We start from the raw sequence: 26,420 nt of genomic DNA, 5'->3' as shown, positions 1-26,420 counted from the left end.
TATATTGTTTACATACAATCCATAGCTTAAACCTATAGCCATGGGATTCTCGGAATGGAACTGCGGCAAATTCACTACTTCATGGCTGTGGCCACGCATCAGAACTTCAGTCGGGCCGCAGAACAGGTGCATGTCTCACAGCCCTCACTGTCGATTCAGATCGGCGGCCTCGAACGGGAATTGGGTACCCGTCTGTTTGACCGATTGGGACGAAAGGTGGTCTTAACCCAGGCAGGCGAATTGTTTCGCGTGCACGCAGAGCGAGCTCTCCGGGAATTGGATCAAGCCGCCCAAGTGGTCCACGAGCTGCTCGGAGCCAAGCGCGGCCGCCTGGTGGTCGGCACCTTGTCGACCGTCAACTCCTATCTGATCGCCCCGCTCGTCTCCCGCTTCAAGCAGCGGTTCCCCGAAATCCATCTGCAGGTGCACGCCCAGCCATCCTCCGACATCGTCAACGGGCTCCTTGCCAACCGCCTCGATATCGGAATCTGCCTCCTGCCGCTCACGCACCCCCACATGACCACCGTTCCCCTGTTCCAAGAACGGCTCGCCCTCATTGCCCCAACGAGCATGAGTATCGGAAAGTCCCGTGCCCGAATGCAGGATCTCGCACGACTGCCGTTGGTGTTGATGCCGGTAGATTATTGCCTGCGCAAAATGGTCGAAGCGGAATGCGCCAAAGCCGGCGTACATCCGCAGGTGGTCTTGGAGATGAGTTCGCCGGAAGGTATTCTGCAAGCGGTGGCGGAAGGTACCGGAGCGACCATTCTTCCGGAACTCTATGTCCGCTCTCGGCTGCCCGCGGCGCGACTGCAGGTGATTGATCTGTACGACCCCACGCCGAGCCACACCGTCGGGCTGGCCTACCTCACGAAACGATACCGCGGGCTTGCCGCCGAAGAATTTGCGACTCTGTGTCAGAGCACCATGCAGGATTTGCAGGCAACCGTTGCGCCTCCTCGCACGATCACACCCGCGAAGCGTGCCTCCGGCCGAAAGGCCGCGTTACGTTCGCCAAGATCGGTTCGGAACGCCACGCTTGCCTCAGTCACGGGCACGACCTTGAAAGTCAGACAGCGCGTTGGATAGAATGCCCTGTTTCCTGGGTCATTCCTTCTTTCATTCAGCACACACTATTTAAACACGTCGATTCCTCGACATTCCTGGTAAGGAGGCATTCATGATGCAGCGCAAGCGGACAGTCACAGCCTTGATCGCCACGCTGGGGTCCCTGTGCCTCGCTGCCGTCGTGAGTGCCGAACCCTATGAACTCAGCAAGAACGACCTCACCGATCCCAAGGGCATCGCGAGTCAAGATGTCTCACTGTTCGGCATCAAGCTGGGGGATGATGAAGCCAAAGCCCTTGACGGACTCGTGAACGAAAAAATTCCCGGCATCAAGGCGGAGCAGGAAGCCACCTTCATTTTTCTGTTGGATCAACGCAAGCCAACCGGCCCGATGGCCGGGGTTCGGGTGCAGGATGGAAAAGTGGATTTGATTTTCATCAACAATCGTTTCGCCTTTAAGACGCGGGGCATTTTCCGCAACGTCCTCAACAGCGAAAGCCCTGACGACGTGCGCAAAATCCTGGGCAAGGAAGATTACGGCGATGAAAATGTGATGGGCGCTATGCTGGCCTACGACAAGCAAGGCTTCCAGGTGAATTATCTGGGCAAGGACGTCAACGTAGAATTTTCGATTCCCCGGTAAGTCACGAACCGGCGCATCCGGCTTCGAATTCTCCCCGACTCTTCTTTTGCTTCCCCGCGCTGGATAGCCCCAACCCGCACCCGCTGCACAGTACAACGCCTCGCCGATCCCGTGAACACGAGACCGGCGCACATCTCTCCCCGCATTGAACGAAATGGAAGACTATCGAGTGAGCGCGGCGCGACTGTCGCTGAGTCGCAAGCCGTAATTGATGAGGCTTGTCGCCGTATTCCAGCGACGCTTGGAATTCAGAATCACGAGGAGCAGATCGCTCCCATCCTGGGAGACTTTCGCGATGAGACACCGACCCGCCTTGGACGTGAAACCCGTCTTCACCCCCTGCACCCCAGGAATCCGGCCCAACAGCCGGTTCGTCGTACGCAGCACATAGGCTCGATGCTCGTTGATCGGCATAATGATCTCGCGCTCTTCACGGACCAATTCTTTGAAAACAGGATGGTGCATGGCGATTTCGCTCAGTTTCGCCAGGTCTTCCGCCGTCGAATAGTGTTCCGGCGCATCGAAGCCGCAGGCGTTACTGAAGTGAGTATTCGTGAGCCCCAGCGCAACCGCCTTGGCATTCATAAGGTCGACGAATCGCGCCTCGTCCCCGCCCACATGCTCACTGGCCGCCAGACAGGCATCATTGGCCGACATGATCAACATGGCCTTCAACAGATCCTCCAAACGGAAGATCTGGCCGGTTCGCAGGCGCAGATGTGTCTTGTGCGCGCGGGCTGCCTTTGGACTGACGGTGACCTCGTCATCTAAATGTCCGTGCTCCAGAATGACCAACGCCGACATGATCTTGGTCAGGCTGGCCGGCGACAATCGCTTTTCACTTTCGAACTGATACAGCGTGGTGCCCGTCTTCAACTCTTTGAGCAAAATGCTGTGTGCAGGAACGTGGCGCCACCGGAGGCTGTGATGAGCTTGCTTGGCCGTGGGCACAGGTCTGGGATCGTAGGGGACGGTGATGACTTCATCATCCACGTCACTGTCGAGGGCGAGAGCCTGACCACTCCATGAGGCGGAGAAAGAGAGAAGAATCGCGAAGCCACCCATCGACCAGGTCTGCCATGCTCGCTTCATACTGAGTGTCTATGCTTTCTTGTGATGGCCAGGTTTCGGCTGGCGATCACAGGGTGTAGGTTTCTCGAACCTTCGTGCCACGCACGCTGCTGGCAATCACCTTGTGAAAAAACCGGAGCAAGTCGGCCAGGTCGATCCAGAATCCGCAATTCAGGCAACGCGCGTACAGACGGCGATTCATGAGCGTGTAGTGCCGCTCCACCATCATGAACCCTTTACATTTCAGGCAATGCATCGCCCGATCGCGCCCCTTTCCATTGACTGCGTGGACGGGCCATCCCATCTCACACCGATACACGCACCGTCACTCTGTTTAGCGGAGACGATTAAGGATAAGGGCGAGGCAGCCAGCCAACAACCCACCCCCGAAGATCGTGGTGCCGATGGAGAGAATCGCGCCTGAACTCCCCGACGGATTGGTGCCCGAGACCAGATCGCGCATTCCGCCCTGAACCATCAAGACTGCCAGTGTCGTCAGGCAGCCCATGCTGAACCACCACAGAAACGATCGCACGAGCCCCCGCCGTCTGGTGGCTGAAAAGAGCGCGGACCTGTGTCCGACGACCTGTTCGAACTCTATCCGAGCCCTATTGAGGTGTCAAGCAAACCACCAGTCTTCTCATCGGTTGAACCGACGTAGACCTGAATTGGCCATCACTCCGCGGTTCCGGAGGCGGCAGGCCGCATCCGCCCATGATGGAGAAACACGGAGACGCTGCCGGCCCCGTTGTCCGCCGTCACTAACCCCGGCTCTTCCGCATTGTCAGCGGAGACGCGATAACTCGCTACCGCGAAGGGCCCATTCTTTGTTCGGTAGTTGCGGGGTGGGTAATGGAAGGTGCCGTCGCCGCGCCCGAATAAGATGGAGAGGTCGGTAGACTGCAAGTTGACGATGGCCACATCCGCGATATGGTCTCCGTCGAAATCATGGGCCACCCCGAAATTGGGGCTGGCATCCGCACCAGAATCCTTCCCCGGTTGAAACGTCCCGTTGCCGTTGCCCAGAAACGTGGTGAAGCTGTCCCCTTCTCCATTGATCACGAGCAGGTCCGGCAAGTGGTCATTATTGAAGTCGGCAAAACTGACCCCCAGAGGCCGCTTTCCGGTCTTGTAATCTTTCGGGTCCCGAAACGTCCCGTCGCCGTTGCCGATCCACACCGACACGGCGCTCAGCATCGGCCCCCCGTTTGTCACGACCAAATCAGGCTTGCCGTCCTGATTGAGATCCTTCAGTGCGAGGGAGGTGGGCGTATCCCCATATTCATACTGCATCCCCGGTCGAAATTCTCCCCGCCCGTTACCGAGAAAAATCTTCACTTTGTCGTTGCGGAGGGCCACAGCCAAATCAGGGTGCCCGTCGCCATTGACGTCTTCACTCGATACGGAGACCGGCGCTCGATGCACAGGATACTGTGGCCCCTCCTCGAACTTTCCGTTACCACGCCCCAATAGAATGGAGACCTGATCGCCACCGGAGCAGGCCAGGACCACATCGAGCTGATCGTCGTGATTGAAATCCTTCACCGCAAGGGAGCGCGGCTCCTGGCAGACTTTGACCTGCACCTGGTCGCGAAAGGTTCCATCGCCGTTGCCAAACAGGAGCGAGATGGAGTTACTGGAGATGTTTGTGGTGATCAGGTCGGTAATTTGATCGCGATTGAAATCCGCCGTGGTGACCGTTGTCGGATTCTTCCCAACGGGGTAACTGGCAAAATAGTAGAAGGGGTCCGGAGGAACGTAGGAATCGCCCTTTGAACAGGCAGATAGCAGCGGCACGCAGGTCAGAAGCACGAGCGCGAGACGGCATCTGAACGGGAGCTTCCTGGCCAGACTGTCGACGGTCATATCCATTTCGTTGAAAAAGGCATGACATTCCGGCCAAGTCCATGCTTCGCCGCCTCCACTTTCCACGTGTTGAGCGGAGTATACAGAGCCCCTTTTCGCTTCGCAATGAAGTCACGCATGGCCAGGGAGCGGCTTCCCCCCTGATCAGTCCCCCGAATGGCCTCTTTGACCTAGGCCTTTCGCCCCTTTGAAAACTCGGAAAGCCTTAGGCTACAATGCGGCCCAAGTGTGGAGGAGGTGCCTATGAGCAATAAAGTCACGATCCCGTTGACGATGTACGGTGTAGCCGAAGTGTTGAAGTGGTGCATTGACCGCAACAACGGTCGTGTCACCGGAGTCGATACAGAAGGCTTCAAGAAGATGCAGGCCCTGTTGTCAGAGAAGCCGACGACCAATGATTACTTGGCCCTCGACCAGTTCTGGAAGAAGCAGATTGCGTTGGAACTGACGGAAGACGAAGTCTCGACGATCGACCGTTGCCTCTACGACATTCCGAATTTCGACAACGAACCGCTGCCGCAAATTCGCCATAAGTTCTGGCCGCAAGCTGCCGGTATCGCCTCTCACTAAGCAATTTTTCTCGGTTTCTCTCTCAATGGTGAAAGCCACCCGTAGGGCCCTGCGCCCTCGGGTGGCTTTTGTTGGGCGTCCTCCTGCCGTCGGCACTGAGACAATTTGCTTTGACCGCATCCCCCCGCCTGTCAGGGTCGCTGGCGACGTGCGTCGGCTATGGGGGTTTTGGGGGAACCAAGTTCAGACCCGATCCGTCGCGCGAGCTGATGCCGCGACGCTTCCCCCGGATGGAGTCCGTCTTTGCAGCATGTCCGACAGAAATTGGACATCTGTGCGCGGGCATCCAAGAAAAGAGACGCGCCGTGTTCGGCCTGATGGGATGTTAGGAAGAACACACGACCCGCCTTGCAGCCTTGGCGCAAGACTGGTCGCGTACGTGAAAGACTGTGGGCGATGAGTGTGGGCCGTCACGGGACGACCAGCTAGAGCGACCCTTCCCCCTTCAAAAACTTTCTGAACCGCCCCATGAGTTCGGCGCCCAAGGTACCACCTTCCGGTTTCTTCACCTCGGGATCGCTGAAATGCGATCGGATCTCTTGCAGTCGCTTTTCCGCCTGATCGTTTCCCTGCAGCCGTTTCGTTTTCTGCAGAGCGGTGTCGAAAGCATCGAAGGTCAACTCGTTATAACCAAACGACCTGATTCTCTTCACTGCCTTCATCATCGCCTGATTGCGGAACGTGGTCAGGTGTTCTGAATCGACTTCTTTCAGCCCCAACTTGCGGGCCCTGCGTTCCGCTGCCTTACGGATGCCACTGCGAACAAAATCCGGCGAGGTTTGGAGCCGCTTCCACGCTTCATCGCTCCAGGCCACACGCTCCTGGGGTGCTTCCCAAAGTTGTACTGCGGTTTCCTCATCAATCCTGGTCAAGCCCTTTTCCCGCGCGAGTTCCTCGGTGTCGTGCTTGATCATGTCGCTCACAAAATCCATCGCGATCGGCGGAGACTCCTTGATTTTTTGCTGGAGCAACGCCAACGCCCCCTCGGTCCATTCCAGGGGTGCCGCCTCTTGCTCGCGAATCTCGCCGAGGGCTTCGACCTTTTCAAACAAATCGACGTTCACTTCCATGTGACCGCCCTTTCGGGCAATCTCATCGGCGATCTGCTTGATCATTCCCCGCATAAACTCCGGGACCGCAGCCAGACGCTCCTTCGCCGCAGCGGTCCATGGCAACTGACCTTTGGCCATTTGGTCGGCAGCCTCGGCCATGCCGCCTTCGCCGCCCATGGTCCCCATCATTTGGCCCTTAAACTGTTCGAGAATCTCTTCGGTGATTTCAGCGTAGCCCAATTCTCGGGCCTTTTTCTCAGCCAAGCGACGGACCATTCCCCGCAAAAACATGGGCGCACGCTCCATTCGCTTGAGCGCGCCGTCGCTCCACCGGACCTCAGGAGCTGCTAGATTTGACGACTCTGCCACGGTATCACTCCCGTTACTTATTGAGTAATTCCTTCAGTTCCTTGCCTGCCTTGAAGAATGGCACACGCTTGGCCGGAACCGCAACCGTCGCCCCGGTCTTGGGGTTGCGACCTTCTTTCATCCGCCTTGCGCGGAGACGAAAACTTCCGAATCCCCGAATCTCCGTCTTGTTGCCGCTTCGCAGCGAGTCCCGAATACAATCGAAAATGGTGTTGACCACGATTTCCGCCTGTCGTTTCGTCAACGTCGTGACCTGTTCCGATACCCGCTCGATAATCTGCGCTTTGGTCATCGTCCCTCTCCTGGTGAGGTGGGCTTACGTGCGGCTGACTTGCTGCATCATCGTCACCCTGGTGCTCCGCCCGCTCAGAACGCCATCAGGTATTTCAGTTTGACGCCGGTATCCAATTCCAACTTCGGGAAGACCGACGCCCACCGTGATTCGATGATGTCTCGAAATGAGAATCGCTTGCGCGGCTCCACGACTTTCGGCTCGCCTTCCATACCGGCGATGTCCGCCGCGATATGAATGGCGTCATCGAGATCGCCCAATTCGTCGACCAGGCGCGCCTCTTTGGCCTGACGCCCGGTGTAAATCCGCCCATCGGCCAGCGGCTCCACATCGGATACTTCCAATGCCCGGCCATCGGCCACGGCTTGGATAAATTGGTGATGCACATCGTCCATCACGGATTGCAGGAGTTTGCGTTCCTCATCGCTCATCTTGCGCAAGGGCGAGCCGACATCCTTGAAGCGCCCGCTCTTGATGACCACCCCTTCGACGCCGACTTTTTTCATCAGGCCTTCGAAGTTCGCCATCTCCATGATCACACCGATACTCCCGGTCAGGGTCCCGGGATTAGCGATGATTCGGTCGGTGGCCGCGGCAATGTAATATCCGCCGGACGCGGCCACCGTCCCCATGGAGGCGATCACCGCTTTGTTACTCTTATTCTTCACCCGCTTCACCGCATCGTGTATTTCCTGCGAGGGCACGACTCCGCCCCCCGGACTATCGATGCGCAAGACGATGGCTTTGACCAGCGGATTCTCGCTGTATTGCTTCAACTCGCTGATCGTCGATTGGGCATCAAGGATAACCCCTTCGATACGAATGATGGCCACCCGATCCTGTCCCGAAAAATCGAGGTCGGGGAGGAGCGCGTTGATGAGCATCAACGCGCCCACCCCGATGATGATCGCCCAGAAAATCCGGCGCAGCATGCTCCGCTTGGATGGAACCGCGGTGTCTGCTTGTGGCCCCATTCGCTCTCCGGGTCTTTAGGCTTCCGAATCGCCCTGGTTGTCTTTGCGCTTCCGGCTCTGCTTGGCCGCGCGTCCCAGGCTCTGGTCGATCCCACCCTGGGAGGCGTGGAATTCTTCCACCTGACGCCGATCCGAATCCAACTGATGATCACGCAGACTGAGCGCGATCTTCCGCTCTTCGCGATCCACCTTGATGATCTTCGCCGTGACTTCGTCCTGCAATTTGAACTTCTCTTCCATGCGAACGTTCGAATCCAGACCGACTTCACTGATATGAATCAGACCCTCGACATCGCCATCGAGCTCAATAAAGAGCCCGAAATCGGCAATCTTGCTGACCTTGCCGGTGATGCTGTCACCCACGCGGTAGCGGTTCGGAATCTGCTCTTCCCACGGGTCACGAGACAATTGCTTGTAGCCCAGCGAGAGGCGCTCCTTTTCCTTGTCGATGCGAATCACCACGGCATCCACCTTCTGGCCCTTCTTGAAGAGCTCGGACGGATGCTTGATGTGCTTGGTCCAGGACATGTCGGAGATGTGAATCAAACCATCGATGCCTTCTTCCAGGCCGACGAAGGCACCGAAATCGGTCAGGCTTTTCACCTTGCCTTCAATGCGCGTTCCGGCCGGATACTTGGCTTCGATCATATCCCAGGGGTTGGGAGCCGTCTGCTTCATCCCCAAGGAAATCTTCCGGCTGCCCGGATCGATGTTCAACACAGCCGCTTCGACCTGATCGCCCACCGACACGACGCGTGACGGGTGGCGCACTTCGTGCGTCCAGGACATCTCAGACACATGCACCAGACCTTCCACTCCCGGCTCCAGTTCCACGAAGGCGCCGTAGTCGGTCAGGCTGACCACACGACCGCGCACACGGGTCCCCACCGGGTATTTCCCCGCCACACCGGTCCATGGATCGGCCGACTTTTGCTTGAGGCCCAGCGAAATACGTCCGGTCTCCCGATCATACTTGAGCACCGTGACTTCCACTTTATCGCTGACCTGGAACAGTTCGGAAGGATGCCCCACGCGTCCCCAGGACATATCGGTGATGTGCAAGAGACCATCGATGCCGCCGAGGTCGATGAACGCTCCGTAGTCGGTGATGTTCTTGACCGTACCTTGAATCAATTGCCCTTCCTTCAGCGTGGACAGGGTGGTCTGACGGCGCCGATCGCGCGTCTCTTCCAACAGCACGCGTCGCGACACGACTACGTTGCCGCGGCGATGGTTGATCTTGATGATCTTGAGGGGGAAGGTCTTCCCGACCAGGCTGTCCAAGTCGCGAACCGGGTGCAGATCGATCTGTGAGCCGGGCAAGAACGCCTTGACGCCGATATCGACCATCATGCCGCCCTTGATACGGGAAATAATTTTCCCTTCGATGCTTTTCTCTTCTTTGTGGAGCTTCTCCAATTCCTCCCAGATTTTCATCTTGTCGGCTTTTTCTTTGGAGAGCACCAGATTGCCGTCGGCATCTTCGCATTCTTCGAGATACACCTGGAGGCGATCGCCCACCTTCAATTGCGCCAATTCCTCATGGGAGAACTGGTCGGCCGGGATCATACCCTCGGACTTGTAGCCGATATCGACCACCACCTTGTCCTTGCCGATGGCGACCACCATACCTTCGGTGATGGTCCCTTCCTCAAAATTGCGGAAGGTTTCCTCATACATCGCCGCTAAGGCATCGCGATCGAGTTTGGGTTCGTTCTGCGGTGTGACAGTACTCATGAAAAGGTCCTCGTCTTCCGGCTCGCGCCGGGTGCTGATCGTGAATACACCCGAGTCTTACTCAGCGTTGCAAGACTGGGCTCTTGGTGTGGCGGCAGTATCCTGAGATGTTCCGGCTTGGGCCGGCCCGTCCCCCGGATTCGGAACCTGTCCGAGTTCTGCGATCTTCGCCATCACCGTCCGACTGACATGTTGATAAAATGCCTTCCCTTCCAACCGTGCGGCATCGGAAGAGAAATCCAACGGTGCTCCATACGACACCGTAACCCGGCGGAACCTCGGCCACGTGGCGCCAGGCGGGAGGACGTCAAAGGTACCGCCGATATGCGCGGGGATCACCCGACAGCCCGTCTGCGACACAATCACACCGATACCCGGCTTGCCGGGCTTCAACGCACCGGTCATGGTCCGTCCCCCTTCGGGGAAAATGGCGACCGCCTTGCCTTCCTGCACCAGCGAAACGGCCTTGCTAAAGGCCTCCCGATCCAGACGCCCGATCCGCAACGGAATCCACCCTAATGCCTGCAACAGCCCGTTGAGCAACGGAATCGGAAACAGATCGTGCCGCCCCATGTACCACACCCGCCTGGGAATGCCGCAGCCGAGCAGCGGAATATCCAGGTAACTGGCATGATTCGACGCGATCAGAAATCCACCATCCCGCGGCACTGTGCCGACCGTACGATACCGGAAACACACCCATCCGATCGTACGAGACAGGACCCACAACAGGCCATACAGTGCGGAGCTCACAATCGCGCCGCAACTACTGCCATCATATGAGCCACAACCGCGTCCACCGGCAGACTCGAGGTATCGATGTGTTCCGCATCGGGCGCCGGTATCAAGGGCGCCACCGCACGAGAACGATCCCGATCATCCCGCCCGGTCAGGTCGCGCTTGGTCTGATCAAACTGCACCGAGTGACCGGCCGCCACCAATTCGAGATGCCGTCTGGTCGCGCGAACCTCGGCATCGGCTTCCAGAAAAAACTTCACGTCGGCTTGAGGAAAGACCTTGGTTCCGATATCCCGGCCTTCGGCGACCACACACCCCTCGGCGCCGATCTTCCGCTGCACCGGCAACAACCATTCGCGAACGGCTGGAATGGCTGAGACCATGGACGCCAGCGCCGTCACGCCGGGGGTGCGTAATTCACCAGTAATGTCGCGGCCATCCAAGAGCACGTGAGACTGCTCCGGTCCGCAAGCCATCTGCAAGGTCGTCTTCGGCAACACTGCCGCGATGGCGAGCGGATCATCGGGACTCACGCCCATATCCCGCACCTTCCAGGCAATTGCCCGGTATAATGCCCCGGTATCCAAATAGAGGTATCCGAGTTGTCTGGCAAGGAGCCGTGCCACCGTACTCTTGCCCACTCCTGCCGGACCATCGATCGCGATGATCAATCCGCGTTTTGTCCGGTCCGCGTCCCCACGCTCAGACACTCGTTCCTCGCACTATAAACGGTTCCCAGAATCAGTCAACAGTTCCAAGAGCTTACCGTCAAAGCCCGGAAACGACGTTTCAATGCAGGCGGTATCGTGAATCTGAGTCGTCTGCGTGGCGGTCAACGCGCCGATGGCGACGGACATTGCGACGCGATGGTCTCCATGGCTTTCGCATGTTGCTCCAGTCAGCGCCCCATTGCTCCCCTGGCGCCCCAATCCCTGGATGACCATGCCATCGGGCCGCTCTTCGATCCGCGCACCCATGGCTCGCAGTTCCTTGGCCATCGTCGCGATTCGATCACTTTCTTTCACTCGCAATTCCTCGGCGCCGGTGATCACCGTCTCCCCCTCCGCCACGGCAGCAGCCACACACAGGATAGGGAATTCATCGATGGTCTGCGGAATTTGATCGGGCCCGATCCGCACGCCGCGCAGCGGCCTGGACCGCACCCGCAAATCCGCCACCGGCTCTCCGGCCTCCTCACGAGGACTGAGCACCTCGATGTGCGCACCCATCTGTTGAAGGATCGCCACCAATCCGGTTCGGGTCGGATTCATGCCCACTCCACGAATCGTCACATCGGAATCCGGCACAATCGAAGCCCCGACCAGGAAAAATGCCGCGGCCGAAAGATCCCCAGGCACCACCACCGACTTCCCGGCCCAGCGGACAGAGGGGCGCCCTTCGATTCGGACGGTGCAGCCCTCTCGTTGGAACGGGATCCCGAAATAGGCAAACATGCGTTCGGTGTGGTCCCGCGAGAGTCGCGGCTCGGAGATCGTCGTGAGGCCGTCGGCATAGAGCGCAGCAAACAGGAGTGACGATTTGATCTGAGCACTCGCGACCGGCGACACATAGGAGATGCCCTTGAGTCTGCTTCCGGTGATGGCCAGAGGCGCAAGTTCACCACCTTTCCGGCCAGCAATGGTCGCGCCCATCGTTCGTAGCGGCTTCACCACACGTCCCATGGGACGTCGCCGAATGGATTCGTCTCCGGTGAGGACCGTGAAAAAATCCTGCCCGGCCAGCAGCCCCGCCATCAACCGGATACCGGTCCCGGAATTGCCGCAATCGATGGGACCGAACGGTTCCGTCAATCCCCACATGCCTTTGCCATGGACGGTCAACGAGTCCGGCGTCTCTTCGATCCGCACGCCCAGCGACTGGAAGGCACGCATGGTATTCAAACAATCTTCGCCGCGACAATAGGCCTTCACGGTGCTCGCCCCTTCGGCCAAGGCGGTGAGGATGATGGCCCGATGGGTGACGGACTTATCTCCCGGCACGATAAGAGTGCCCTTCAACGGACGCCCTGGAGTAATCGTCAACGATGCCATTGCGACCTAGGTCCTCCTCGGTGTCTTGAGTGTGAGCTGGTCCCGCTCATACTTAGCCTTATCCAGCTGTTTTTCGATGCCCGCCGCGTCACCGGCGGCAATCAATCGCTTCAGCTCGCCGAGATGCCGCTCATAGGTCTCGATCAACGACACGACATTTTCGCGGTTCCACAAGAAAATGTCCCGCCACATTTCCGGCGAACTCGCGGCGATTCTCGTCGTATCCCGCAATCCTCCGCCAGAGTGACCGGCCAGATCCAACTCCGGCACGCCGTGATCGCGCACATCCGCCAATGCCGTCATCAACGCAAAGGCCGCGACGTGCGGGAGGTGACTGACGGCGCCGAGGATCTTGTCGTGCAGGAACGGATCCATCTCCAAGACAATCGATCCGGCCAGTTCCCAGATTGCACGAACGATCTGCAAGGCCTCGGAGTCGGTCTTCGTGGTGGGAGTCAGAATGCAACGTGCACCCGTGAAGAGCGTCTCCGAGCCAGCGGCAACCCCCGTTTTCTCCTTCCCGGCAATGGGATGCGCGCCCACAAACCTCACCGCGGCGGGCAGTAAGGCTTCCGAGCGTGTCACCAGGTCGCCCTTCACACTGCCCACATCACTCACGATGGTGCCCGGCTTGAGACAACCGGCCCATTCCTGAAGGTGACGCTCGTAGGTATCGACGGGCGTCGCCAGCAGGACAAAGTCGGCCCCTTCGACGCCTTCCCGCGGATCGGACACGTACCGATCGATGGCACCGACTTCCACCGCCGTTTTCAGGTTCTCCAGCCGCCGGCCGATGCCGACTACGGAATCGGCCAGTTGCTGCCGACGCAGGATCATGCCCAGCGAGCCGCCGATCAGCCCGACGCCGATAATCGCCACTTGTTTAAAATGTGGTGTCTTCATGACATGCCTGCCGACCTCTCCACGCCTCGACGTTCATCAGGGTCGTGCGGGAAGGGTTACAGTGTACGATCGACTGCGGCCGCAATCTTCCGCAAGTCTCCCATCAACTCCTTGAATTTCGATGGCGGAATCGACTCCTCCCCGTCACACAGGGCACATTCGGGGTTGGAATGCACTTCGATCAGCAGCCCATCGGCCCCGGCCGCGATCGCCGCCTTCGACATTGGCGCCACCAAATCCCATTTGCCGGTTGCGTGGCTGGGATCGACGATCACCGGTAGATGCGACAGGTCTTTCAGCGTAGGGATGGCCGCAAGATCCAGCGTGTTCCGATACTGCGTTTCGAAGGTGCGGATGCCGCGCTCGCACAACATCACGTTACGATTGCCGCGGGACATGATGTACTCCGCGGACAACAGAAATTCCTTGATCGTCGCTGAAAGGCCCCGCTTCAATAACACCGGCTTGTCATAGGCCCCGACTTCCTTGAGCAACTCAAAGTTCTGCATGTTGCGGGCGCCGACTTGAATGATGTCGGCTTTTTCGAGGAACAACTCGATGTCGCGGGTATCCAGAATCTCGCTCACGACAGGAAGCCCCGTCTGCTTCTTGGCCTCCACCAGATAATCCAGCCCCTCCCGTCCCAGGCCCTGGAACGAATAGGGAGACGTTCGAGGCTTGTACGCTCCACCGCGCAACACCGTGGCACCGGAGGATTTGACTTCATGCGCGATCCCGACCGTCAACTCCAACCGTTCGACCGCACAGGGGCCGGCCATGATCGTGATCTTTTTATCGCCGATCTTGACTCCGTTGACGTCGATGATGGTGTTCTCTTTCTTGAATTCCCGGCTGACCAGTTTCCAGGGCGCCAAGATCGGCAACACACTCTCAACACCGGCCAACGCCGTCAACGGCTGATTGTGCAAAATCCGGTCGTCCCCAATCACCCCGATAATGGTGCGTTCCTGCCCCGTCGAAATGTGCGACTTCAACCCCAGTTCACGGAGCCGGTCGATGATGTGATCGACTTCCCGCTCCGAAGCGTCAGGCTTCAAGACAATAATCATGATCTCGTCTCGCTTTCCTTATCGCGACGCGCCCAACACGTCTTGCAGCGCGCTCAGGAACAGTTGATTTTCTTCCGGAAGGCCGATGGTCACTCGCAACATTGAGCCGTCAATATGACGCACAATGATCCCCTTGCGGAGCAGCGCATCGAACACGACACGCCCATCCCGTCCCACATCGAAATAGAGAAAATTCGTTTCGCTCGGCAACGCCTCAAACCCAAGTCGCTGCAGGCCTGCCCGTACGTGATCCATTTCCGCATGGTTGAGCGATCGACTCGCGGCCACGTGGGCCTCATCATCCAGCGCTGCCAACGCCGCACGTTGCGCCATACTGTTGGCGTTGAAGGGCGGACGGATTCGATTCAGGTAATTGGTCATCTCCGGCGTCGTGATACCGTACCCGATCCGCAGACCGGCCAGCCCATAAATCTTGGAGAAGGTCCGCAGCACAATGGCATTCCGCCCGGCCTTCACATATCCGATCGAGTCGGGAAATTCCGGATGCCGGACATACTCGTAATAGGCCTCGTCGAACACCACCACGACGTGCTCAGGCACACGAGCCATCAATGCCGCCACTTCGGTTTTGGTGGCCATGGTACCGGTCGGGTTGTTGGGATTACACACAAAGAGCAATCGCGTCTTGTCGGTAATGGCCGCCGCCATCGCCGACAAATCGTGGTGCCAGGCCTTCTGGGGTACTTCCACCACCACTCCGTGCGCAGCCTTCACCTCCATCTTGTAGATCACGAACGTATGTTCGGCCATGACCGCCTCATCTCCCGGCGCCAAAAACGTGCGCGCAAGAAGTCCGAGGATTTCATCCGAACCGTTACCCAGAATAACGTGATCTGGCGTGACCTTCCACCGTTCTGCCAGCGCCCCTCGTAAGCGGAACGCTCCCCCGTCGGGGTACCGATGCAGCGTGGATGCGGTCTCGGCCAACACGGCGAGCGCTTTCGGCGAAGGGCCGATGGGGTTTTCATTGGAGGCCAACTTCACGGCACGCGGTAGGCCCAGCTCCCGTTGCAGTTCTTCAATCGGTTTTCCGGGAACGTACGGCACAAGGGAGGCGATATCGGGATGCACCTTCAATGGCATGGCGTGACTCGGACCTCTAGGTATAGGCGGGATACGACCCGAGAATCTTCATGAACAGGCAGCGGCTCTTGACTTCTTCAGCCGCCTTTTTCACCCGCTCTTCGTCGATGTGCCCTTCGATATCGACAAAGAAAATGTATTCCCAGGCCTTGCGACGTGAGGGGCGCGATTCGATCTTCGTCATGTTCAGGCCATGGGAGGCAAACGGTCGCAACAAATCGTAGAGCGCGCCGACTTTGTCTTTGACCGACAGCATCAATGACGTCTTGTCGCGCCCGGTCCGCTGCGGCGCCTTCTGCGACAGCACGAGAAACCGGGTGAAGTTATTGATATTGTCTTCGATCCGCGCCGTGACGACCTTTAAGCCATAGAGCTGAGACGCCAATTCCGACGCGATCGCGGCGGCTGAGGGATCATCCACCGACATTTCCGCAGCCCGCGCGGTACTCGCGACTTCAGACACCGGCACGTGTGGCAAATTCGTTTCCAGCCAATTGCGGCATTGCGCAATGGCATGAGGATGCGAATAGATGCGCTTGATGTCTCCCGCCACCCCGCTCTTCGACATGAGATGATGCGCCACTTCCTGCAATACTTCGCCGTAAATCAACAGGTTGGAGTCAACAAACATGTCCAGCGTGTGATTCACCACGCCCTCGGTCGTGTTCTCGATGGGCACCACTCCGAAATTGGCACGCCCGCGTTCCACTTCGCTGAAGACGTCTTTAATGCTGTTGACGGGAATATACTGGGCGGACGCCCCGAACTTTTGCATGCAGGCCATATGGGTAAACGTGGCCCTCGGTCCGAGGTAGGCGACCTTTTGAGGCCCCTCCAGGGATAACGACGCCGACATGATTTCGCGGTACACTGCCCGGATAGCTTCGGTGGGAAACGGCCCGGTGTTTTGCTTGCTGAGACGTTCGAAAATCGCCGCTTCGCGCGCCGGGGTATGCAAATTCGCCTCGGCATCCTTCAGCTTTTTCAGCCGGCCGATCTCGATCACCGATTTCGAGCGCTCGTTCAGGAGGCGCAAGATCTGATCGTCGAGCCGGTCGATTTCTTCCCGATGGACTTGCAAGTCATCAGACATGGCGGGGGCTTCCCTCCTCACGGCACGCGTCGGCAAAAAGGCGGGCCGCCGCGAAACGAGTCCGCGCCACAAGGCGCAGTTGGACAAGTGGGTATCCTACAGGAGCCGCTCTGGGCATTGCAAGGATAGGTCTGGTGATTCAAGGAGTTGCGCTGGAATCGGAGTTGCTGGAGAAAGGCAGCAGATCCTTCTGTTTCTTGAAATGGTCGTACGCCAACCTGGTTGCCTGGCGGCCACGGCCGGTTCGCTCCAGAAAGCCCGCCTGGATCAGATAGGGTTCATAGACATCCTCGAGCGTGCCTCTATCCTCCTGCACTGCGGCCGCTAAGGAATCCACCCCGACCGGTCCCCCGTTAAACTTGTCGATCACCGTCAACAGAATGCGCCGGTCCATCTCGTCCAGGCCGGCCGCATCGACCGCCAGCCACACCAGCGCGTCCTGCGCCACCGATTTGGTGATACGCCCCTGAGCCTTGATCTCAGCATAGTCCCTGATGCGCTTGATCAGCCGGTTCACAATGCGGGGTGTGCCGCGAGCCCGTCTGGCAATCTCGGCTGCCCCGGCTTCGTCGATGGGGATATGCAGCAATCCGGCTGAGCGCGTCACAATGGAGGTGAGTTCCTGGGGAGAATAAAATTCCAGCCGGTGCACCAACCCGAACCGATCTCTGAGCGGTGAAGTCAAGGCGCCGGCTCTCGTCGTGGCCCCGACAAGCGTAAACCTCGGCAATTCCAGCTTCACGGTCCTGGTCGACGCTCCCTGCCCCACGACCAGATCGAGCTGGTAGTCTTCCATCGCCGGGTAGAGGGCTTCCTCAACCGAAGCCGGCAGGCGATGGATCTCATCGATGAAGAGGACATCCCGCTCCTGCAAATTCGTCAAAATCGCCGCAAGATCCCCGGCGTGACTCAACACCAGGCCGGAGGTGGAACGGATGGCCGATCCCATCTCCCGTGCGATAATATGCGCGATCGTCGTCTTGCCCAATCCCGGCGGGCCGTAAAAAATGGCATGGTCCAAGGCCTCGCCTCGCCGCTTGGCGGCCTCGATACAAATCTCCAGGGACTCTTTCATCCGTGGCTGACCGACATACTCCTGCAGGCTCTGCGGACGTAAGGCCGCTTCGAGCCCGCGTTCATCGTCTGTCAGTTGGCTGCTCACCGTGCGCTCGGTCATGGGACAGGGTTGCTCCAGAGGAATTTTCGTTTACCGAGGCTCCGGCGACGGTCTGAATTTCGGTGGCGGCGGCGCCGCCCCCTGGCCTGGCGCCGCGGTGCTGCCGCAATTCGGCGGACAGCGAACACCGCCCTGCGATGGATCAGGCAGGCTCGACCCCATTTGCTGGGACTGACATTGTGACACCAGCCCCCCATCGATGGAACCGCAGCGCGAAGGCACATTGGACCGGCCGACCTCACTATAGCCCTCTGGACAGGAACCGCAGACCGAAAGCATGTTGCTGCCCAAGGGTACGCACTGCACGAGGACAGGATCACCGTCCTTACAGAGTTCCGGCGCGTGGGTTCTTCCGGTGGTGGCATACCCTTCGGGACAGGCCCCGCAGGTTTTACGAATACTTTTGGTATCGTCCTGGCCGTCAGCCGCCACGGCCGGTGCCGGGATACCGGTGGACAGCAGCGCCAGAACCAGCACCACCTGAAGACTCCATCGTTCCGTTGTCGATTGCGCAACTCCTGTCATCATCGGTCACCCCTTGGCAAGGTCTTTGAGGGCCTCTCGAATCACCTGCTCCAATCCCTGCGTCATCGCGCCGGACTTTTCCACCCGCTTCAACGCCTCTTTCACATCCGGCTGTCGGTACCCCAGATTCACGAGGGCTGAGAGGGCGTCTTCGGACAAGGCGCTCTGCGGTTGCCCGCTCTCACTCCCGATCGAGGCGCCCACCGGGTGGAGTCGTGCCACCTTATCCTTGAGTTCCAAGGCAATTCTGGCGGCCGACTTTTTTCCGATCCCCGACACCGTGCCGAGCGTTTCGGTATCGCCGGCTTGAATGGCCGAGAAGAGGTCCTGAACGGAAAGCGTGGACAGGACGCTCAACCCTAATTTGGGTCCGATACCGGAAATGCTGGTCAGGAGAAGAAACGCTTCCTTCTCCGCCCCCGTCAGAAAACCAAACAGCTGAATGGCATCTTCACGCACGTGGGTGTGGATGCTCAGCGTGACGGACTCATGCTGATTGGGCAGAGAATAATAGGTACTGAGGGGAATCAAGACTTCGTAGCCGACGCCGTGAACATCGAGCGTCACGTGCGAAGGCGCCTTGAAGGCCAACTGGCCCGTCAGTAAGGCGATCATGCGGGTCGCTGTGGGTACAGTGCGAAGGACCTGGTGAACAGACTACAGTCGCATCGAAAGATGGTCTTGCGATTCACGAATCACGCGGTGGCAGCGGCAACCTTTTCCATCACTTCATCGGAAATATCGAAGTTGGCATGCACCTTCTGAACGTCGTCGTGCTCGTCCAGAATTTCCATGAGCTTCAACATGTGCTCCGCCGCTTTCTCCTCCAACGCAATCGTATTCTGGGGAATGAAGTTCAATTCGGCAAGCGTATAGTCAATCTTCGCGTCGCTCAGGGCCTTCTTCACGGCTTCGAAATCCTGCGGGCTGGTCAGCACTTCGAAGGCCTTGTCGCCCACCTTCACATCTTCGGCCCCAGCCTCCAACGCTACGGTGAGGAGCGCATCTTCTTCGACCTTCCCCTTTTCGACGACCAAGACGCCTTTCTTGTGAAACTGCCAGGCCACGGCCCCGGCCTCGGCCATATTGCCGCCGTTCTTCGTCAAGAGGCTACGGATCTCCGCCACCGTACGATTCCGATTGTCGGAGGTGATTTCCAACAGCACCGCCGTTCCACCAGGGCCGTAGCCTTCCAGCGTGAATTCTTCATAGGTCACGCCGGGCAACTCGCCGGTGCCGCGCTGAATCGCCTTCTTCATAGTGTCGCCGGGCATGTTGGCTTCTTTGGCCTTGGCAATGGCCAGTCGCAACCGCGGGTTGCCATCAGGGTCGCCGCCTGATCGGGCTGCAATGGTCAATTCTCGGATGATACGGGTGAAGATTTTTCCCCGCTTGGCATCCACCGCTGACTTATGCCGCTTGATTGTTGCCCAATGACTATGGCCACCCATGGCGACTCCTCCGGCCGCGCGCGAACCCCACTCTCTAGGGGTCCCTGCGTGCAGGCTTACGTGAAGTAAAAATGAAGAGCTAACATAGTCCTGACAGGGGTGTCAACGCGGTGCCCGATCGGCTCGATCCGCCTGATGCACTTATTCAGAGTAGATCAGCAGCTGCAGCCCGATCGCAACGACAAGGCAGGCCCACACGATTTCCCAGTACGACCGCTCCGCGATCAGTTGCCGAGATCGCCAACCGGAGATCAGCTTCGATGATCCAGCCGTGATGGCCATCGTCCCCATCATCGCATGATGCAAGGCAATTTTATGCGCGGCCGGATGGTCCCCGTGCGAGTGAGCAAACAACATCAGCCCCCCCACAATGGCAAAGAGCGGCAACGGTGCTGCCCAGAGGGTATGATCGAACCAGCCGACCCGTCGCGCAAACTCCACTGCACCGACGGCAAGCGCCAGGATCCCGTACACCTTGTGCTGAAGCACTTCCGGATCGTCTCCCCCAAAGGTCTGCGCAATGGTCATGGACCCGACGGGCCACGCATCATGATCGCTCCAGATAAGGAGAAACATCCCCGCAACGATCAACGCACTCGGCAACAACACCCTGCTCCACGCCAGAGATGCCCAGCCCAGTGCTTGCCGGACCTCACCGAGACCGATCAACAGGAGAAAGACGCCGGCAAGGTGGTGATTGAACTCGGAATAGGCCACACCCTGGCGGGATCCTTCCCATTCGTGGTTGGAAGAAGAGGCGTGACTATGATGCGTCCCCTGCTCCGCCAATGCATGCGCCGAGCTCTGATCGGCAGACTGCGCTGTGGAATGGGAAACCGCGACGACTGAGAGCAACAGAACAAAAAGACCCAGCAGCAGGAGCCCTGATTGCAGCAGGCTCACGCACTGTCTTGGTGAGAGGAGCGACTTCGGCAGGAATCGAACGGCCCATCCGACAATCCGGATGGGCCAGAAACTCGTCTCAGGCATGCATGCCCACTACATGAATTTCATAAACTTCTCTTTGGCCTCGTCCATCACCTGCGCGGTGATCTCGGCCAGGCCCCGCTCCTTGGCAATCCGCTCGATTTCCCGTCTGGCCATAGGACGGATAAAGTCAGGGATATTATCCATGCGCTGCTCGGCATCCTTTGTCCAGGCAATGCCGTTTGGCGAATCGTTCTTAGAGTCATCCATGACTTGCAGCGTAATTGTCTTGTATCCATGCTTGCGCGCAAAGGCTTCCACGCTACTTTGCACCATCGGCTTCACAAAAGACGGGAGACGCTCCAGCTTTTCTGTCGCATCCGGGGTCCAGGTAAATTCGCTGGCGCCGGTTCCATTTTGCGGCTTCCCGCCCGAGGTCAACCCCATCTCAGCCACCATGGCTGAGAACGGGCATCCTCCGCTGGTCTTCTCTCCGCTGGCCGCCGGGGCGGCAGGCTTTGCCGTCGCCGGTTGACCACCCTGGATCTTCTCATTGAGATACGCCGCCATTTGACCTGCACCCGCCTGAGCCTCGTCCTTCAGAGTTCCCCGAGTCATCTCGAATGGCTCTGCGGTCTCTGTTCGACCTCCAAGCTTGACGCCAAGGGACGCGACCATTTGGGTCTCACCGGGGTTCGTCACCATCGAAAACTTGGCTTCGCAGGATGGACAGCCGAAGAACACACCGAGTGAGCCCTCACCGGGTTTTTCGACCTTCTGAAACGTCATGTAGGTCTCGCAGTTCAGGCAAACGAACTTCATAAGATCCCCCTTCCAGGTCGGTGTGCTACAGCTTCTCCGCCAGGACTTTTTTATAATCCAGTAACGCTTGAATCCGCCCAACGATGTCTTGATATTTCCGAATGGTCGGATAGTCGGGGTCAAGAAGCGGTTGCCCCTTGTCGAATGTCTTGGCGAGCGTACGATCGAAGGGAATACGACCGAGGAGCGGCAGGTCCAGCACCTCGCACATGGCCTCGGTATTTCCCTCGAACAACTCATTTTCGGCGCCGCAGGAAGGACACCGATACTCGCTCATATTTTCCACAATACCCAGCACCCGGATTCCCATGTCCCGGGCGTAGGTGACTGATTTCTGCACCACATCCGACGCCACCTCAGACGGTGTCGTCACGACAATGGCCCCGGCTAAATCGGGAATGAACCCCGCAATGACGGGCGGTTTGTCCGCCGCTGCCCCCGGCGGCAAGTCGGCCAGCAGATAATCCAGTTCGCCCCACGCCACGTCGGCGAGGAACTCACGGATTACGTTCATTTCCATCAATCCCAGCCAGACTGGACTCAAATCCATCGGTCCCTTCCAGCGTACAGGAGAGGCGTCGCCGAGAAAGAAGTCCATCGAAGCGACCTTGATACCGAGCGGCCCCACCGGGGGCAACGCCCCGTCGGCGGTCATGGTCAGTGATTGACCATGTAAGCCCATCATCCGCGGCACGCAAGGCCCGTTCAAATCCACATCGAGCAATCCGACCTTCGCGCCCTGTCGCGCGAACGCCAACGCGAGATTCACGGTGGTCATGCTTTTTCCGACTCCGCCTTTCCCGCTCATCACCACCAGCTTCCGCTTGATGCCGGCCATTCGAGCCTGCACCTGCTTCATCTGCGCGGTAATCTGTTGCACGACTTTCGCGTCGTCGGAGTACTGGAGTTTTGTCAGGATCGATTTGAGATCCTTGCCGGCAGCCATGGCCATGAAAAGTCCTCGAAATTGTTGGTGAAGGACGCTACCACAGGGATTTGAATGGAGTCAAACAGCCTCGGGATGACCCTGCACAACTCGGCAGCGACGCCCCGGCCTGTCGCCGGAACCAACCAGGCCTGGAGTCACCCTCTCTCCTCAGATGGAATACTGGATCGTGGACCTGGTCCCGGAGGGCTCAATCAACACACCCTTCCGCTTCAGTTCCTCAACAATCTGCCGGGCGGCTGCATCGAAATCCTGTGGTCCCGCAAAATGCAGATCCGTATTCGGCGGCGGCTCTTCTCCGACTCGACTCATGTGCACCGCGATCACTGGAGCAGGTTGGACCAGGGTCCGAATCATGTCTGCCATGCGTTGATAGTTGATGCCGAACGTTTTGCTGGTCGACACCACAATGAGCCCCGTATCAATCAACAGCCTGGCAACCTCACCGTACCGACGCACTCGCTCGGAGGCGAACGAAGGATCGGCCGCCGACAAATCCGCATCCAATCCCTGCAAGAGGTTCTCGCCCTCCAACAGATAGGCATGCCGGCTATCGGCCACCAGCAGGGCCTCGACTCGACGGGCCAGAAAGGTCTTGCCTGTCTGGGCCGATCCGGTGAAGAGCACAATAGCGGCCCGGTGCCCATACTGCAGGGCTCGATCTTCTGGACGGACGTCTCCCGTGAGCCAGGCGTATTCCCGCTGACGTGCCTCCTCGCGAAGTCCCTCCTGTTCATCGTGTAGCAATTCGGTGATGATGCCGCCGCCGGAAATGTCATACTCATCCACCAACACGAACCGACCGGTCGATTCGAAAGAAGACGAAAGGTCGAACGCGATCGGCGACTTGACCCGCAGAGTCACCTCAGCCACCTGGTTCTTGGCTACCGACTGGCTCTCCTGAAGTTGGGCCAAATCTGCCGTATCGATAATCCGATGGATTGTGGCCACCTCACAGGCAACCTCCCTCGTGGCCAATCGAAGGGTGTATTTGCGTCCCTTCTCCAGCGGACGCCGTCCCATCCAGAACAAGTTCACCCGGACCACGGTAGAAACCAGCGGCACCGAATCCCGGTGCGACGCGATCTCTCCGCGCTCCACAAAAATTTGTTCGTCGAGCGTGATCCCGACCGATTGTCCGGCCTGGGCCTCACTCGATGGCGGATCGACGTTGAATCCCTCGATCGATTGCACAATCGCCGTTTTGTTGGATGGAGAAAACACCAGGTGGTCACCGACCTTCAGCCGACCGGCGGTAATGCGGCCGGCCAAGATCCGCCGGGCATCGAACTTGTACACATCCTGCAACGGGAATCGAAGGGGTTGCTCGGAACGCACTTGCTCCTTCTTGAAGAGCGCGAGTGTGTCCAGCACCGTGGGCCCCTGATACCAATTCATGTGGCGGCTGCGAACCGCGATATTGTCGCCCATCTTGGCACTGACCGGGATCATCTGCTGCGGCACGGCCCGGAACTGCCCCAGAAACTCCCGATATTCTTTTTCGATGCCGTCAAACACATCCTGTCGATAACCGACCAGATCCATCTTGTTGACGACGACCGCAAACTGCGTCACGCCCAACAGGGACAGCAGATACCCGTGCTTCTTGGATTGCTCACGCACGCCTTCCACGGCATCGATCAGCAACAAGGCCGCTTCGGCGCGAGCCGCTCCCGAGATCATGTTTTTCAGGAACTCTTTATGCCCCGGGGCGTCGATGATGATGTACTGCCGCTCGTTCCAAATAAAAAACGTGCGGGCCGTGTCGATCGTAATCCCCTGCTCTTGCTCTTCCAGAAAGGCGTCGAAGAGGAACGCATACTCGAATTCCTTGCCCTGTTGGCGGCAGATCGCCTGCACCTTTTCCAATTTGCCTTCAGGCAACGAACCGGTATCGGCATAGAGCCGGCCCACCAGCGTGGATTTTCCATGGTCGACATGCCCCACGATGACGATATTCAAACTTTCCTGCGACTTACGTTGATCGTGCTGTGTCATAGCGTTACTCGTTCAACACACCTTCGGTTGCTCAATGGTCATGGCTGCGCGTGCCCGCGGAACTCCAGCGTTCGCACGTGCCTTACATGTATCCCTTCTTACGAAGCATCTCCATGCCTCGCCCCGCATCCTGCGCGCGACCGGCCCGTTCCGCCACATTGGTCGCACGGAGTTCATCGATGATCTCATCGACCGTCTTCGCCGTCGACCGGATCGGCGTGGTACAGGGCGCGCAACCCAGACTGCGATAGCGGGTCCCGTCGCCACGGTCGAGGTACAGATCCATGAAGGGAATGTTTTCGTGCTTGATGTACTCCCAGATGTTGATCTCGGTCCAATCCAGGAGCGGATGAATGCGGATGTGCGTCCCCGGCGGAAAAGTCGTCTTGAACTGGTCCCACAATTCCGGCGGCTGATCGCGAAAATCCCAATCCCCGTGCTTGTCTCGCGGCGAAAAGTACCGTTCCTTGGCTCGGGTACTGTCTTCATCCGCACGCACACCGAGGATGATGCCGGTGTACCCTTTTTCTTCGACCAGATTCTTCATCGCCGTGGTCTTCAAGGCCGTACAGCATACGTCTCGCCCCAGCGTGTGATTCATGCCGGCGGCCAGCGCTTCCTTATTCTGCCCCACCACCAGATTCAATCGCCATTCGCGGGCAATCCGGTCGCGATACTCGATCATGGCCGGAATTTTGTAGCTCGTGTCCACATGCAACAACGGAAACGGCACATGCCCGAAAAAGGCCTTGCGGGCCAGCCACAGCAGCACGGTGGAATCCTTCCCCATCGACCACAGCATGGCGAGGTGATTGAAATGCTTATAGGCTTCGCGAAGGATATAGACGCTTTGGTCTTCCAGTTGACGTAGATGCTTCATAATTCCACTCTTCTCATTATGCCGAAAGACCGACTTTGGGCACCGTTCCGGCGCCTGCACTCAGCTCGGCCAGTTTGGCCTTGGCCTGCCCGGACTCGAGCGCCTGCCGAGCGGTGGCCAGATTTCCCGCAATCGAGGTCCCCTTGCCTGCCGCATACAGCAGCATGGCCGCATTGAGCAACACCCAGTCTCGTTGCCCGCCCTGTATGTCGTTGGCGATGATTCGCTTGATCAGGTCAGCCTCACGGTCACGCTGTTCGGCCGGGAACCCGGCCATTTCCCGAAACGTCGCCATCGTCAGTCCCGCATCCTTGGGTTGGAACGTGAAGGGCGTGATGCGCTCCCCCTTGAGCTCCAACAGCCGTGTCGTGTTCCCGATCGACAGTTCCGGGTCGCCCTCGACCCCGCGAATGACCAGCGCACGCGGACAGCTCAGCATGCGCAAGGCCTCAACCGTCTTTTCAAAATACGGCGGATGCGACAAACCGATCACCTGGGAACCGGCCCGAGTAGGGTTGAGCATCCGCGCCACCGGGTGGAAAAAGTTGCGCACTCCTAATTCCTGCCGCATTTCCAGAAACCGGCTGACGGGCGGGTGATACAGGGCCAGATCCAGGTAGGCCACGCCCTTCTTCTCCAATTCCAGCCCGACCAGCTTGGCGGTGAGATCAACCGGAATGCCCAGCAGCTTCAACACCGACGACACACCCTGTCGGTCAGGCGGGCCGTCCACGCCATGGAGCAACAACACCGCCCCGGCTGCAGCCGCGACAATCGCAGCAGGCACGATGGCGTGAAACGTTTCGCGCTTGCCGGCATAGACCGGCACATCCACGACCCCCAGCCCGGCACGCACCGGCACGGGCGGGACATATTGCCGCGCGGTGGCGGTAAACGCCGCCAGCTCCGTGACGGACTCGGACTTGAACCGCATAGCCGTGAGGAACGCACCGACCTGCGCCGACGTTGCTGTCCCTTCAATCATCAAACGCATGGCCTGCTTGGCTTCTTCCCAGGTCAGATCTTTGGACGTTTTTTGGCCCTTGGCGACTTTAGCGAGCAGATGTTGCATGGATCGTTGGTAACCTTCTCG

General features: G+C 58.6%; 28 protein-coding genes. 3 read left to right on the top strand and 25 right to left on the bottom strand.

Going from position 1 to position 26,420, the window contains the following annotated elements:
• Window positions 1-54: 54 nt before the first annotated feature.
• Together JNL86_07535 and JNL86_07530 are read left to right on the top strand one after the other, a co-directional pair.
• Complete coding sequence (locus JNL86_07535; protein ID MBL8042754.1) at window positions 55-1,089, top strand: LysR family transcriptional regulator; 1,035 nt, start codon at window positions 55-57, stop codon at window positions 1,087-1,089.
• A gap of 91 nt (window positions 1,090-1,180) precedes the next feature.
• Complete coding sequence (locus tag JNL86_07530; GenBank protein ID MBL8042753.1) at window positions 1,181-1,711, top strand: hypothetical protein; 531 nt, start codon at window positions 1,181-1,183, stop codon at window positions 1,709-1,711.
• A 162-nt stretch (window positions 1,712-1,873) separates the two neighbouring features.
• Here JNL86_07530 and JNL86_07525 read toward each other — a convergent pair whose 3' ends face one another.
• The 4 genes from JNL86_07525 to JNL86_07510 all read right to left on the bottom strand — a co-directional run bounded on the left by JNL86_07525 (window position 1,874) and on the right by JNL86_07510 (window position 4,648).
• The gene (locus JNL86_07525) at window positions 1,874-2,803 is read right to left on the bottom strand and encodes a D-alanyl-D-alanine carboxypeptidase (protein ID MBL8042752.1); all 930 of its coding nucleotides are present in this window, start codon (window positions 2,801-2,803) and stop codon (window positions 1,874-1,876) included.
• 46 nt (window positions 2,804-2,849) lie between these two features.
• On the bottom strand, window positions 2,850-3,086 hold the full coding sequence (locus tag JNL86_07520) for a hypothetical protein (protein ID MBL8042751.1): 237 nt from the start codon (window positions 3,084-3,086) through the stop codon (window positions 2,850-2,852).
• Window positions 3,087-3,116: 30 nt separating this feature from the next.
• Window positions 3,117-3,317 (bottom strand): hypothetical protein, encoded by a 201-nt coding sequence (locus JNL86_07515; GenBank protein ID MBL8042750.1) that lies wholly within the window; start codon window positions 3,315-3,317, stop codon window positions 3,117-3,119.
• Window positions 3,318-3,457: 140 nt separating this feature from the next.
• On the bottom strand, window positions 3,458-4,648 hold the full coding sequence (locus tag JNL86_07510) for a VCBS repeat-containing protein (protein MBL8042749.1): 1,191 nt from the start codon (window positions 4,646-4,648) through the stop codon (window positions 3,458-3,460).
• A 243-nt stretch (window positions 4,649-4,891) separates the two neighbouring features.
• On the opposite strand from JNL86_07510, the gene JNL86_07505 reads away from it, so the two are divergent.
• Window positions 4,892-5,218 carry a hypothetical protein gene (locus JNL86_07505; protein ID MBL8042748.1) on the top strand — a complete coding sequence of 109 codons (327 nt, stop codon included), beginning with the start codon at window positions 4,892-4,894 and terminating at the stop codon, window positions 5,216-5,218.
• A gap of 425 nt (window positions 5,219-5,643) precedes the next feature.
• Here JNL86_07505 and JNL86_07500 read toward each other — a convergent pair whose 3' ends face one another.
• The 21 genes from JNL86_07500 to JNL86_07400 form a co-directional block, all read right to left on the bottom strand.
• Entirely contained in the window at window positions 5,644-6,639 is a 996-nt protein-coding gene (locus tag JNL86_07500) for a hypothetical protein (GenBank protein ID MBL8042747.1), read from the bottom strand.
• Window positions 6,640-6,652: 13 nt separating this feature from the next.
• A complete protein-coding gene (locus JNL86_07495; protein ID MBL8042746.1) occupies window positions 6,653-6,931 on the bottom strand; it encodes an integration host factor subunit beta in 279 nt (92 codons plus the stop codon).
• A 74-nt stretch (window positions 6,932-7,005) separates the two neighbouring features.
• Window positions 7,006-7,905: a signal peptide peptidase SppA gene (gene sppA, locus JNL86_07490; protein MBL8042745.1), complete on the bottom strand. Its 900-nt coding sequence runs from the start codon at window positions 7,903-7,905 to the stop codon at window positions 7,006-7,008.
• Window positions 7,906-7,920: 15 nt separating this feature from the next.
• Entirely contained in the window at window positions 7,921-9,642 is a 1,722-nt protein-coding gene (locus JNL86_07485; protein MBL8042744.1) for a 30S ribosomal protein S1, read from the bottom strand.
• 57 nt (window positions 9,643-9,699) lie between these two features.
• Window positions 9,700-10,395: a 1-acyl-sn-glycerol-3-phosphate acyltransferase gene (locus JNL86_07480; GenBank protein ID MBL8042743.1), complete on the bottom strand. Its 696-nt coding sequence runs from the start codon at window positions 10,393-10,395 to the stop codon at window positions 9,700-9,702.
• A complete protein-coding gene (locus JNL86_07475; GenBank protein MBL8042742.1) occupies window positions 10,392-11,090 on the bottom strand; it encodes a (d)CMP kinase in 699 nt (232 codons plus the stop codon). The genes JNL86_07480 and JNL86_07475 overlap by 4 nt, the downstream gene beginning before the upstream one ends.
• Before the next feature lie 12 nt (window positions 11,091-11,102).
• Complete coding sequence (gene aroA, locus JNL86_07470; GenBank protein MBL8042741.1) at window positions 11,103-12,431, bottom strand: 3-phosphoshikimate 1-carboxyvinyltransferase; 1,329 nt, start codon at window positions 12,429-12,431, stop codon at window positions 11,103-11,105.
• A 6-nt stretch (window positions 12,432-12,437) separates the two neighbouring features.
• Entirely contained in the window at window positions 12,438-13,334 is an 897-nt protein-coding gene (locus tag JNL86_07465) for a prephenate dehydrogenase/arogenate dehydrogenase family protein (protein MBL8042740.1), read from the bottom strand.
• Window positions 13,335-13,390: 56 nt separating this feature from the next.
• Window positions 13,391-14,404: a 3-deoxy-7-phosphoheptulonate synthase gene (aroF, locus tag JNL86_07460; GenBank protein ID MBL8042739.1), complete on the bottom strand. Its 1,014-nt coding sequence runs from the start codon at window positions 14,402-14,404 to the stop codon at window positions 13,391-13,393.
• A gap of 18 nt (window positions 14,405-14,422) precedes the next feature.
• Window positions 14,423-15,508 carry a histidinol-phosphate transaminase gene (locus JNL86_07455; protein ID MBL8042738.1) on the bottom strand — a complete coding sequence of 362 codons (1,086 nt, stop codon included), beginning with the start codon at window positions 15,506-15,508 and terminating at the stop codon, window positions 14,423-14,425.
• A gap of 16 nt (window positions 15,509-15,524) precedes the next feature.
• A complete protein-coding gene (gene pheA / locus JNL86_07450) occupies window positions 15,525-16,601 on the bottom strand; it encodes a prephenate dehydratase (GenBank protein ID MBL8042737.1) in 1,077 nt (358 codons plus the stop codon).
• 139 nt (window positions 16,602-16,740) lie between these two features.
• The gene (gene ruvB / locus JNL86_07445; protein MBL8042736.1) at window positions 16,741-17,778 is read right to left on the bottom strand and encodes a Holliday junction branch migration DNA helicase RuvB; all 1,038 of its coding nucleotides are present in this window, start codon (window positions 17,776-17,778) and stop codon (window positions 16,741-16,743) included.
• Between the two features lie 30 nt (window positions 17,779-17,808).
• A complete protein-coding gene (locus JNL86_07440) occupies window positions 17,809-18,306 on the bottom strand; it encodes a hypothetical protein (GenBank protein MBL8042735.1) in 498 nt (165 codons plus the stop codon).
• Between the two features lie 3 nt (window positions 18,307-18,309).
• Window positions 18,310-18,918, bottom strand: coding sequence for a Holliday junction branch migration protein RuvA (gene ruvA / locus JNL86_07435; protein ID MBL8042734.1), 609 nt, complete (start codon window positions 18,916-18,918; stop codon window positions 18,310-18,312).
• An 80-nt stretch (window positions 18,919-18,998) separates the two neighbouring features.
• On the bottom strand, window positions 18,999-19,754 hold the full coding sequence (locus tag JNL86_07430) for a YebC/PmpR family DNA-binding transcriptional regulator (GenBank protein MBL8042733.1): 756 nt from the start codon (window positions 19,752-19,754) through the stop codon (window positions 18,999-19,001).
• Between the two features lie 141 nt (window positions 19,755-19,895).
• On the bottom strand, window positions 19,896-20,744 hold the full coding sequence (locus JNL86_07425) for a hypothetical protein (GenBank protein ID MBL8042732.1): 849 nt from the start codon (window positions 20,742-20,744) through the stop codon (window positions 19,896-19,898).
• Window positions 20,745-20,753: 9 nt separating this feature from the next.
• Window positions 20,754-21,503, bottom strand: a complete 750-nt coding sequence (locus JNL86_07420; protein ID MBL8042731.1) for a PCP reductase family protein — start codon at window positions 21,501-21,503, stop codon at window positions 20,754-20,756.
• 25 nt (window positions 21,504-21,528) lie between these two features.
• On the bottom strand, window positions 21,529-22,455 hold the full coding sequence (locus JNL86_07415; GenBank protein ID MBL8042730.1) for an Mrp/NBP35 family ATP-binding protein: 927 nt from the start codon (window positions 22,453-22,455) through the stop codon (window positions 21,529-21,531).
• Between the two features lie 144 nt (window positions 22,456-22,599).
• Window positions 22,600-24,447: an adenylyl-sulfate kinase gene (locus JNL86_07410; protein ID MBL8042729.1), complete on the bottom strand. Its 1,848-nt coding sequence runs from the start codon at window positions 24,445-24,447 to the stop codon at window positions 22,600-22,602.
• An 82-nt stretch (window positions 24,448-24,529) separates the two neighbouring features.
• Window positions 24,530-25,327 (bottom strand): sulfate adenylyltransferase subunit 2, encoded by a 798-nt coding sequence (locus JNL86_07405; protein ID MBL8042728.1) that lies wholly within the window; start codon window positions 25,325-25,327, stop codon window positions 24,530-24,532.
• A 16-nt stretch (window positions 25,328-25,343) separates the two neighbouring features.
• Window positions 25,344-26,399, bottom strand: a complete 1,056-nt coding sequence (locus JNL86_07400; protein ID MBL8042727.1) for an anthranilate phosphoribosyltransferase — start codon at window positions 26,397-26,399, stop codon at window positions 25,344-25,346.
• Window positions 26,400-26,420 lie beyond the last annotated feature (21 nt).

Source organism: Nitrospira sp., assembly GCA_016788885.1.
Lineage (GTDB): Bacteria > Nitrospirota > Nitrospiria > Nitrospirales > Nitrospiraceae > Nitrospira_A.
Note: the sequence above shows the minus strand (reverse complement) of the source record. Positions and strands in the feature narration are given on the sequence as shown.